Source organism: Candidatus Deferrimicrobiaceae bacterium (assembly GCA_035256765.1).
Taxonomy (GTDB): Bacteria; Desulfobacterota; Deferrimicrobia; order Deferrimicrobiales; family Deferrimicrobiaceae; genus CSP1-8.
In genome coordinates, this window is record DATEXR010000232.1 from 1 (window position 1) to 10,703 (window position 10,703).

General features: G+C 65.5%; 12 protein-coding genes. All 12 read right to left on the reverse strand.

Translation table 11 applies throughout. From position 1 onward, the window contains the following. Positions 1-384 precede the first annotated feature (384 nt). The 12 genes from VJ307_07835 to ccsB all read right to left on the reverse strand — a co-directional run bounded on the left by VJ307_07835 (position 385) and on the right by ccsB (position 10,654). Positions 385-822, reverse strand: coding sequence for a hypothetical protein (locus VJ307_07835; protein HJX74053.1), 438 nt, complete (start codon positions 820-822; stop codon positions 385-387). Between the two features lie 117 nt (positions 823-939). Then, complete coding sequence (locus VJ307_07840; protein ID HJX74054.1) at positions 940-1,407, reverse strand: hypothetical protein; 468 nt, start codon at positions 1,405-1,407, stop codon at positions 940-942. Then, the gene (locus VJ307_07845; GenBank protein HJX74055.1) at positions 1,394-1,867 is read right to left on the reverse strand and encodes a zf-HC2 domain-containing protein; all 474 of its coding nucleotides are present in this window, start codon (positions 1,865-1,867) and stop codon (positions 1,394-1,396) included. Before VJ307_07845 ends, VJ307_07840 begins: the two co-directional genes overlap by 14 nt. Before the next feature lie 4 nt (positions 1,868-1,871). After that, on the reverse strand, positions 1,872-2,462 hold the full coding sequence (locus tag VJ307_07850; protein ID HJX74056.1) for a sigma-70 family RNA polymerase sigma factor: 591 nt from the start codon (positions 2,460-2,462) through the stop codon (positions 1,872-1,874). Between the two features lie 46 nt (positions 2,463-2,508). Next, positions 2,509-5,076 carry a DNA polymerase I gene (gene polA, locus VJ307_07855; GenBank protein ID HJX74057.1) on the reverse strand — a complete coding sequence of 856 codons (2,568 nt, stop codon included), beginning with the start codon at positions 5,074-5,076 and terminating at the stop codon, positions 2,509-2,511. Next, complete coding sequence (locus tag VJ307_07860; GenBank protein ID HJX74058.1) at positions 5,054-5,530, reverse strand: RDD family protein; 477 nt, start codon at positions 5,528-5,530, stop codon at positions 5,054-5,056. The genes polA and VJ307_07860 overlap by 23 nt, the downstream gene beginning before the upstream one ends. A 3-nt stretch (positions 5,531-5,533) precedes the next feature. After that, the gene (locus VJ307_07865; protein ID HJX74059.1) at positions 5,534-5,734 is read right to left on the reverse strand and encodes a hypothetical protein; all 201 of its coding nucleotides are present in this window, start codon (positions 5,732-5,734) and stop codon (positions 5,534-5,536) included. 5 nt (positions 5,735-5,739) lie between these two features. Next, positions 5,740-6,717, reverse strand: a complete 978-nt coding sequence (hemB, locus tag VJ307_07870) for a porphobilinogen synthase (protein ID HJX74060.1) — start codon at positions 6,715-6,717, stop codon at positions 5,740-5,742. Then, positions 6,714-7,505, reverse strand: a complete 792-nt coding sequence (locus tag VJ307_07875) for a uroporphyrinogen-III synthase (GenBank protein HJX74061.1) — start codon at positions 7,503-7,505, stop codon at positions 6,714-6,716. The genes hemB and VJ307_07875 overlap by 4 nt, the downstream gene beginning before the upstream one ends. Positions 7,506-7,510: 5 nt before the next feature. Continuing rightward, a complete protein-coding gene (gene hemC / locus VJ307_07880) occupies positions 7,511-8,452 on the reverse strand; it encodes a hydroxymethylbilane synthase (protein HJX74062.1) in 942 nt (313 codons plus the stop codon). 26 nt (positions 8,453-8,478) lie between these two features. After that, the gene (gene hemA / locus VJ307_07885; GenBank protein HJX74063.1) at positions 8,479-9,804 is read right to left on the reverse strand and encodes a glutamyl-tRNA reductase; all 1,326 of its coding nucleotides are present in this window, start codon (positions 9,802-9,804) and stop codon (positions 8,479-8,481) included. A 22-nt stretch (positions 9,805-9,826) separates the two neighbouring features. Beyond that, positions 9,827-10,654 (reverse strand): c-type cytochrome biogenesis protein CcsB, encoded by an 828-nt coding sequence (ccsB, locus tag VJ307_07890; GenBank protein ID HJX74064.1) that lies wholly within the window; start codon positions 10,652-10,654, stop codon positions 9,827-9,829. Positions 10,655-10,703 lie beyond the last annotated feature (49 nt).

A 10,703-nucleotide genomic window follows, 5' to 3' on the forward strand; every position in this document is an offset into this window, starting at 1 on the left:
GCCGAGGCGAAGCGGATGCGCCGTCAGACCGCGAAGGACGACCGAGCACGGCGCAGGCGTACTTGCGGTACGCCGAGCCGGGCGCAGGGAGTCCGACAAAGGGCTGGCGGTGCGTTCCCTCGCCGCAGGCGCCGGTCGCCCACAGGGCTGCCTTTTCTGCTGCGACAAGCGATCCCCGGGCTGCGTCGGGCGTGCTCGTCGCTTGCTTGTGCGGCGTACTTGCCGTACGCCTCCGCGCTCGCTCCTGCGCTTGCCCGCCGTGGCCAAAGGGTCTCCCTTGTCTCGCGACGAAACCCTTCCGGGGACCGGCCCCCTGCAGCGGCGCTCGAATGCCAAGGTATTTGCGAGACGGTGCACTGGATTGCCGAGCCGCCTGGTCGGCGCCTAACCGCGCACCTCCCAGTGCCCGGGGATCCACACCCGTACCTCCACGTCCCGGTAATGGCCGGGAACCCAGATCCGACGGCCGCGATCTCTCCCGTAGCCGTCATCGTAGCGGTCCCCGTAATCGTCATCGCCGTAACGGCGCCCTGCGCCCTCGATCTCCCAGTGACCGGGGACCCACCGCCTCTCGATCCTGCTCTCGTAGCGGCCCTGGACCCAGACCTCTTCCGGCGGGTAATACACCCGCGGTGCGGGAGCGTAGACGGGGGCCGGGTAGGGTTGGGAATTCGCAATCGCGTTGCCGAGAATCGTCACGCCGATGATCCCGGTCAGGATCTTCCCGGCCGTGGCCCATCCCCGGTCCCCCGCAAGGGCGGGGGAAGGAGCCACCGCCGCCAGAAATGCCGCCGTAGCCGCTATCGCAATCAGTTTTTTCATCGCTTCCACCTCCTTGCCTTCGGTGCTTCCTGCAGGGAATAACCCGGCTTCCCGCAGGAAAGTTTCCCCGTTCTGCCGATATGACGAGGCCGCGGTCGCGGATATTCAACAGGACGGTTATTCCGCGGAAATGATGAGAATCAGTACGCCTTTCTGGTAGGGGGGACCCCCCACGAGCACCATTCCCCCCCGGGTAAGGCCGAGGGTCGTGGTGAGGAGGTTGCGCTCCGCCTCCATCATCTGGACGGCGAGCCTCACCTTGTTCCCCTTGGCGGGGACAGGCGTCACCCGCATCGACCGGTTCCCGGGCAGGCCGAAATCCCCGGTTTCCCCGACCGAAAGAGTGCGCTTCAGGCGCTCGACCAGCCGATAGGAGGTGTAATTGAACATCGAGTGCAGCTGGTTCCGGATCGGGGTGAGCGCCGGGTCCATCGTGTCCCCCTCGTTGGAAGCCACGACGACTCCCACGTCGACGGCAACCGGCGCGTCGGGGGCGGCGGCGACGGCATGCGCAAGAATGAGGAGAAGAGCGAGGAAGGCAACCGCCGGGAGGCAGGCCCCCGGCCTTCGGTCACGTCTTCCCATTTTCGATGATCCAGATCACCCGTGGAAGTCCCTCCCCCTTGTCCACCAGGGCCACGGTCGCCGTGTCGGATTCGAGGGATTCCACAGTGACATCGAAGCTTTTTGGGTGAAACGGGGCCCTCGTCCCATCGAAAGGGTAGAACAGGAGGGCGAAAACCGCAAGCGCGGCCGCCGCGGGAAGTAAGAACCATCGGTGGAGAACAGGGGCGTACCACGGTTCTTTGCGCTCCTCGATCCCGGCCCGAACCCGGGTCCACATGGCGGAAAGCTGCGGCTCCTTCTCCCCGACACGCACGGCGGACCAGAGGCGGAGGAGTTCCCCGACCCGCGCAAGTTCGGCCTCCTCGGCGGCGCACGGACCGCAAGCCCTGAGGTGGTCGCGCATTTCCGCAGCCCCACCGGGCGGCAGCCGGCCGTCGATCAGGTCCTGGATCTTCTGTCTCGCTTCCCTGCATTCCATCTTCTTACCTTCCCCGGAACCCCTTGAGGGCGCCCTTCAGTTTCGCCCGCGCGTAATGGAGGCGCGACATCACGGTGCCGACCGAGCAATCCAGAATCCGCGCGATCTCCTCGTATGCCAGTCCCTCCACTTCCCGGAGGAGGATGACCGTCCGGTGGTACTCCGGAAGGGCCGCGATCGCCCGGCTGATCCCTTCCGCGAGTTCCCGGTTCCCCGCAAGTTCCTCGGGGGTCTTCGGATATACCATGGCTTCCGATTCCGACGTTTCCCCGGAAACCCATGCATCGTCGAAGGAAACCGTGGGCGTTCTCGAGGTCTTCCTCCACCGGTCGATCGCCCGGTTGACCAGAAGACGGTAGAACCAGGTGTAAAAATTCGAGCCGAAACGGAAGTCCCTCAGTTTGTAATACGCCTTCACGAAGGCGTCCTGCACCACGTCCTGGGCCTCGTCCGCGTCTCCCACGATCCCCAGCGCCACTCCGAATGCCCGCCGTTTGTACCGTTCCATCAGATCGCGGAACGCCCCTTCGTCGCCTGCAAGCGAAGCCCGTACGAGATTCTCATCCGGCACGTTCGCCTGTTCGTTCCCACTCATAGGACGTGGCTTCCCGGATAACTATTCATCCCCCGATCGGGCGGGCTCAATGAATTTCCCCCCAATGCTTCCCCCTGCTCACGGATACGGTGAGGGGCACCGACAGGGACGCCACCCCCTCCATCGCACCCTTCAGGATCCGCTCGACCCCGGCGGCCTCGGCTTCGGGCGCCTCGGCGATCAGTTCATCGTGGACCTGGAGAACCAGGCCGGCGCGCATTCCCTTCTCCCGGAACTCCCGGTCCACCCGGATCATCGCCAGCTTGATGATGTCGGCCGCGCTCCCCTGGATCGGGGTGTTGATCGCCATCCTCTCGGCCGCCTCCCGGAGAACCTTGTTCCGGGAATTGATGTCCCGGAGAAACCTTCGCCGGCCGAGGAGGGTGTGGACATACCCGGCCTTTCTCGCCTGTTCCTTGAGCTCCTCGATATACCGGTAGACGCCCGGATAGCGCAGGAAGTACTGGTCGATATACTGCTTCGCCTCCTTGGCGCCGATATCGAGCTCCCGAGAAAGCCCGAAGGGGCTCATCCCGTACAGGATGCCGAAGTTGATCACCTTGGCCCTGCGGCGGAGCTCGGGCGTAACCCCGGACGGGGGCACGTCGAAGACGGCGCAGGCGGTTGCGGCGTGGATGTCCTCTCCCTCCCGGAACCTCCGCGTGAGCTCGGCGTCCCCCGACAGGTGGGCCAGCAGGCGCAGCTCCACCTGGGAGTAGTCGGCGCCGACGAAAAGCGCTCCCGGTTCCGCCACGAACCCCGACCGGATCCTCCTTCCCAGGTCGGCGCGCACCGGAATATTCTGCAAATTGGGGTCGGAAGAGGAGAGGCGCCCCGTGGAGGTCTGGGTCTGGTGGAACGTCGTGTGGATGCGGCCGTCCCGCGGGTTCACCATTCCCGGCAGGACGTCGACGTACGTGGACCGGATCTTCGCGAACGTCCGGTATTCGAGGACGAGTCCGGGGATCTCGTGCGCGCCTTTGAGCCGCTCCAGCACATCCACATCCGTCGAATAGCCGGTCTTCGTCTTCTTGACCGGAGGCAGCCCGAGTTTCTCGAACAGGAGAAAGGAGAGCTGCTTGGGGGAGTTGATATTGAATTCCGGCCCTGCGATCGCCGCCACCTTCATTTCGATCTCCCGCGTCCTCGCGGCCAGCTCCTCCGACAGTCCGCCGAAGATCCCCGGGTCGATCCGGATCCCCTTCTCCTCCATTCGGAACAGGACCGGCAGCAGCGGCATGTCGACCTCCCGGAAGATCCCCGAAAGCGAAGCCGTAGCCAGTTTCTCCTCGAGGATCTCCCCCAGCGCGGCGATCTCCTCCGCTCGATCCGCAAGCTCCCCCGTCTCCTCCCCGATTCCCCCGTGCCGGGGAAGGAACCGGTCTCGCAGCTTACCAAGGGTCGGCGTCCCCTCTTCCGGGGCGAGAAGGTAGGCGGCGACCTGCAGGTCGAACAGCGACGGATCCTTGCCGGGGGGGACGAAGTCGCCGCACCGTCTCAGGAAGGCCTTTCCTTCGTACAGATAGACCGTCCCCCCTTCCTCGCCGACCCGGCGGACGAAATCCGGAACGGCGCGGTCCGGGAGGAACCAGACCCCCCGACCGGGGACCGCGACGGCGATCTCCCCCCCCGTCTTCCCCGAGGCGGCGACGGCCGCCCGGGGAGGGACCTCGCCCCCGATCGCGGCGAAGAGATCCCCGGCCTTCTCCGCACGTCCGCGATCCCGCAAAGGAGCCTTCCCGGGACCGGCAAACGGCAGCGCCGCCGGTTTCAGGTCCAGATCCTCGAGAAGCTTGCGGAACCCGAGCCGCCGGAAGAGCGCGGCGGCCCTCTCCGGGTGGATCCCCCGGGGCGCAAGGTCGTCGATCCCCCACGGGATGGGAACGTTACGGTCGATCACCGCCAGCCGGCGGCAAAGTCTCGCCATCTCCGCGTTTTTTTCGATCCTCTCCTTCTGTTTTCCCTTGAGGGTCCCGGTATGTGCCAGAAGGTTTTCCACCGTCCCGAACTCCCGGATCAGGCCGGATGCGGTCTTTTCACCGATTCCCGGGACGCCGGGGATGTTGTCGGAGGGGTCCCCCGCCAGGGCCAGCAGTTCCGCGACCTGGCCGGGCTCCACGCCGAAGGTTTCGCGGACCTCTTCCTCCCCCACCGTTCTCTCCTTCAGGCCGTCCCGGATGCGGACCTTCTGCGACACCAGCTGGTAGAGGTCCTTGTCGGAGGAAATGATGACGACCTCCACCCCCCTCTCCTCGGCGACCCGGGCCAGGGTGCCGATGATATCGTCCGCCTCCGCGCCGGGCACCTCGATCCTTGGCACCCCCAGGGCGTCGATGACTTCCTTCACCACGGGGACCTGGGCCAGGAGTTCCTCGGGAACCTTGAGCCGGTTCGCCTTGTACTCGGGGAAGAGCACGTGCCGGGGCGTGGGCCCGGGGGAGTCGAAGACGGCCGCGATCGCTGCGGGCTTCTCCTCCCGGAGGATCTTCAGGAGGATCCTTGCGGTCCCCAGCACGACGTTGGTCGGCATGCCGTCCGGCGCCGAGAGCCGCGGAAGGCCGAAGAAGGTGCGGTAGAGGACGTTGTGCCCGTCAATCAGATAAAGAGACGTCATCTGCGGCCTGCTGGAATTCCACCACCACCGTCTCGGCGAACGTGTCCCCCGCCCGCTGGCCGTCGGAATCGTAGAACCCGAGATACGTCTCGATGAGGAGGACCGCCAGCCCGACGGTGTAGGCGAGGAAGGGGCCTACGGCCGGGACAAGGGAGAGGAGGAACGGGGAGGCCACGGTCAGGTTCCGCAGAAGGGAAGACTGGAAATCCATCGGTTCCCGGTCGACGCGGACGACTTTGAGGCCCGTCAGCCACTTCCCCGCGCTGCGCCCCCCGGGGAAGCCGTCGCACATCAGGAGATAGAACAGTGCGGCGAACACCCCGGCGGCGCCGGGGATCTGCCAGAGGGCCATGGCGATGATGAAGTCCGCCGATTTTCCCACGATGCGGGCGAGGTATTGCGCGCGGCGGGCATCCCGAAAGTACGCTCTCTGCTCCTCCCAGCGAAACGCCATCCCTCATCCTCCCTCTTCCGCGGGCACCCGCGAGAAGAAGAGGAACGCCATCGAGGGCCTGCGGGTCCCGGGCTGGGTCACGAAATGGATCGATTCGAACCGGTATCCCTCGGCGGCCAGGCGATTCAACACCGCTTCGATCTCCTGGTCGTGGACGTTCGAGATCTCGACGACCTTGTAGGGGGTGCCCGGATGGTCCGCCATCCCCGTCACTCCCCGAGCGCCTTCGCCGCCTCTTTGGCGGCGTACGTCAGGATGAGGTCGGCACCGGCACGCCGGATCGACACCAGAATCTCCAACATCAGGCGGCTCCCGTCGACCCACCCGAGCTTCTCGCCGGCCTTCACGATCGAATACTCCCCGCTGACGTTGTAGGCCGCCACCGGCAGGTCGAAGGCCTCCCGGATGCGGCAGATGACATCGAGGTAGGCGAGCGCGGGCTTGACCATGACGATGTCCGCGCCTTCCTGGATGTCGAGGGCCACTTCCCGGAGGGCCTCCCGGACATTCGGGGGATCCATCTGATACGATCTGCGGTCCCCGAACTGCGGCGCGCTCCCGGCCGCCTCCCGGAAGGGTCCGTAGAAACCGCTCGCGTACTTGGCGGCGTACGACAGGATGGGGATCCCTTCGTACCCCTCTTCGTCGAGCGCCCTCCGGATGGCCGCGACCCGCCCGTCCATCATGTCGGAGGGGGCCACCATGTCCGCCCCCGCGCGCGCGTGCGTCACCGCGCTCCGTGCCAGGATGTCCAGCGTGGCGTCGTTGTCCACGTCGCCGTCCCGAGTGAGGATCCCGCAATGGCCGTGGTCGGTGTATTCGCAGAAGCAGACGTCGGTGATGACCTGGATGTCGGGAACGGCGCCCTTGATCGCCCGGACGGCGGTCTGGATGATCCCGTCGTCGGAGCATGCGTCGGACCCCACCGGGTCCTTCTTCGCCGGGATGCCGAAGAGGAGGATGGCGGGGATCCCCAGGGCCCGGACGTCCCTGACCTCCTTCACGAGGTTTTCCACGCTCCACTGGAAGACCCCGGGCATCGAGGAAATCTCCTTGCGGATCTTCCTGCCGGCGACGGCGAAGAGGGGGTAGATCAGATCGTCCACCGAGAGGTTCGTCTCCCGGACCATCCGGCGGATTCCCTCGTTCCTGCGCAGCCTCCTGGGGCGGTGTTCGGGAAAGCTCATGAAGACTCCCCTCCGCGGGGCGGGGAGGCGAAATGCCTCTCGATCGCCTCCAGCATCCCGGCCAATGTGAATGTTTCGGGCATGATGTCCACGAGGTAATTTTTTCCCTCGACGGCCCGCCTCGTCACTTCTCCGATCACGGCGATCCGGCTCCGGGACAGGACGGAAGCGGCGCGCTCCTCTCCCAGCAGGAGAAAGAAATTGCGGAATGCCGAGGGGGACGCGAAGGTGCACACGTCGGGGGGCCTCTCCCCGATCTCCTTCGCGGCCTTCTCATCGCGGGGAGCCAGACCGTTCCGGTAGGCCGTCACGATGTCCACCGTACCTCCCCGGCGGCCGATTACAAGCGGGAGCACCTCCCGGCCCTCCTGGGCGCGGGGGAGGAGGAAACGCTTCCCCGCAAACCCCTCGCCGGCCAGCGCCCCCACCATCCCTTCCGCGGTGTGCTGCTTCGCCTCGAGATGGACGGGAAAGCCTTGCCGCCGCACCTCGCGGGTCGTTCCGGGGCCCACGGAGGCGACCCGGACCCCCTCGGGGATCCCCCGGATCCCCCGTTTCGCCGCCCGTTCGAGAAAGAACCGGGCGGCGTTGGCGCTCGTGAAAAGGACCCAGTCGAACGTCCCCAGGCGCGCCAAGGCCTCGTCCAGAACGGAAGGATCGTCGGGGGGCACCAGCCGAACCGTGGGAAATATAACGGGAACGCCCTCCCGTTTCCGGATCATCGATGAAAACTCTTCCGCCTGGTCCTCGCCCCGGGTCACCAGGATCCTTTTCCCCTGGAGTGACATGGAAGCTAACTTCCCGCCGCCCGGTACACTTCGTCCAGGATCGTCCTCGCGCCGCGCTCGAGAAGCTGCTCGGCAAGCGACACGCCCAGCGCTTCCGGGTCGGAGACGTCTCCCCCGGCGCTGCCGCGGATGATTTCGGATCCGTCGGGCCGCCCCACCAGCCCCTCCAGGAAGATGCGGTCCCCTTCCGTACGCCCGTAGGAAGCGATCGGGACCTGGCACCCTCCTTCGAGGCGTTTCAGGAAGCCCCTCTCCGCGCGCACCGCGAAGGCGGTGTCCCGATCGTTGAGGAACGAGACCGCCTCGCGGGTGGCCGCGTCCCCCCTGCGGATCTCGATCCCCAGAGCTCCCTGACCGATGGCGGGAAGGGACATCTCCACGGGGAGAACCTCGGTGATCTTTTCCTCCCATCCCAAGCGCCGAAGCCCCGCGGCCGCGAGGAGGATGGCATCGAAGCGGCCCTCCTCCATCTTCCGGATCCGCGTGTCGAGGTTCCCGCGCAGACTCTCGATGGTAAGGTCGGGCCGAAGCCCGAGAAGCTGGGTCTGCCGGCGGAGGGAGCTCGTTCCCACCCTCGCCCCTTGCGGGAGATCCTCGAAGCGCCGGTACCTCACGGACAAGAAGGCGTCCCGCGGGTCCTCCCGCTGCGTGATGGAAACGATTGCGAGATCCTCGGGCAGGTCGGTGGGGACGTCCTTCATCGAGTGGACCGCGAGGTCGATCCGGCCCGTGAGGAGCGCCTCCTCGATCTCCTTGACGAACAACCCTTTTCCCCCGACGCGGGCGAGCGGGACATCGAGGATCATGTCGCCCGTCGTCCTGATTTTCCGGATCTCGACTTTTTTCCCCGTCTTCCGCTCGATCTCGAACTGGACGAACTCGGCCTGCCACAGGGCAAGCTTGCTGCCCCGGCTTCCGAGACGGATCACCGGATCTCTTTCGGCCAACCCACCCTCCTTCGGGTTCCCGCGGATTATTCCCGCGAGGGCTTCTCCTTGTTTTCCTCTTCCCCGATCCCGGCCTGCTCCGACGGTTCGGGGAGATCGAAGATCTCCCGGACCATCGCCACGAGCTCCATCGAGTTCCTCCCGTCGGTGTCCTTCTTGAGCGCGGCGATGGGGGCATGAAGGATCTTGTTGAGAATCGAGGTGGCGAGGGATTCCACCACCTTCCTCATCTTCGGATCCTCCGCCCCGAGAACCGACACCGCCTTGGCCACCTCCGCGTCCTTGACCTCCTCGAACTTCCTGCGAAGGGTGACGATGGTGGGGGTGACCTGCTGGGCGTCGAGCCACCGGAGGAACGACCGGACCTCCTCGGTCACGATCTCCTCGGCCTTCCGGGCTTCCTTCTGGCGTTCCTCCAGGTTCGTTTCAATCACATTGTTCAGGTCGTCGATATCGTAGACGTAGACGTTGTCGATCTGGTTCGCGTCGGGGTCGATGTCGCGGGGAACCGCCATATCGATGAAGAACATCGGTCTGTTCTTCCGGATCCGGATGACCTCCTCCACCTCCTGCTTCCGGATGATGAAGTGCGGAGCCCCCGTGGAGGAGAGGACGATGTCGGCCCTCTTCAGGTGCGCCGGCAGTTCGTCGAACCGGACCGCCGTCCCCCGGAACTCCTCGGCGAGTTTCACCGCGCGCTCGAAGGTCCGGTTGGTCACCAGGATCCCCTTGACGCCCGCGGAGAGGAGGTGTCGGGCGGCGAGCTCGCACATTTCCCCCGCTCCGATGAGCATCACGGTCTTGTCCGCAAGATCCCCGAAAATCTTTTTCGCCAGTTCGACCGCGGCGTAGGCGACCGACACGGCGCTGCTCGCCACCCGGGTCTCTGTGCGCACCCGCTTTGCCACCGAGAACGCCTTCGTGAAGAATTTGTCGAGGATCGGCCCGATCGACCGGAACTCGCCGGCGTACCCGTAGGCGTCTTTCACCTGCCCGAGGATCTGGGGCTCGCCGAGCACCATGGAGTCCAGGCTGCTCGCCACCCGGAACAGGTGCCGCACCGCCTCCGCCCCCTCGTAGTGGTAGAGATATCCGTTCACCTCCCCCAGCGGAATTCCGTGGTAGGACGCCAGAAACTCCTTGACCTCCGCCGTCCCTCGGAAGCCCTGGTTCGCCAGCGCGCAAACTTCGACCCGGTTGCACGTCGACAGGATCACCCCTTCCCGGAGGGATTCCCGCTCCAGGAGTCCCCGGAGGGCGTGTCCGATCACTTCCGGGGGGAAAGCCAGGCGCTCCCGGATTTCCACGGGGGCGGTCCGGTGGTTGAGGCCTATGACGATGATGTACCCCATCGGAAAACCTCTCCCCTCCCTCTCACCGCGACAGGCTGGAGTAGGAATGGAGGCCGGGCAGAAGGAGGTTGACGCCCAGGAAGGTGAAGAGAACCGCGCCGAACCCCACGATCGCGAGGATCGCCGCCTTGCGCCCCCTCCACCCCACCGTCAGCCGCCCGTGGAGAAGAGCGGCGTAGAGAAGCCACGTGATAAGCGACCACGTCTCCTTCGGGTCCCAGCTCCAGTAGGATCCCCAGGCGTATTCGGCCCAGATGGATCCCGTGATGATCCCCATGGTGAGCAGGGGAAACCCGATCGTCAGACACCGGTAATTGACGTCGTCGAGCACGTCGAGAGAGGGAAGGCGCTTGAACAACGCCCCCATTTTCTTCCTCTTGACCTGTTTCTCCTGCAGGAGGTACATGATCCCCGCCCCGAAGGCGATCGCGAAGACCGCATCGCCGACGAACAGGAGAAGGACGTGGATCGGGAGCCAGTAGGAGTTCAGGGCCGGGGCCAGCCCCGCGACTTCCCCCGGCAGGAATGCGGCGAAAACGCTGAAGGTGAACGCGAGCGGAGCGACGAAGGAACCCAGGGCCCGCAGGTTGTACCGGACCTCGATGACGAGAAAGGTGGCGGCGATCGCCAGCGCGAAAAACGAAAGCGACTCGAACAGATTGGTGATGGGGGTGTACCCGGCAACCGCGTACCGGAGGGCGAACCCGGCGGCGTGAAGGATGACCCCGACCAGGAGCAGCATGCGGCCGAGGCGCGCTCCCCGTTCCTTCTGCGTGACGATGAAGTAGAGGTAGAAGAGAGCCCCGGCAAGATAGAAGAAGGCGGTCGCCTTCAGCAAGGATATGTGCATCCTGTCATTCTAATTCAGGAAGAGGGGTCGAACAAGCGGATCCCCGGGA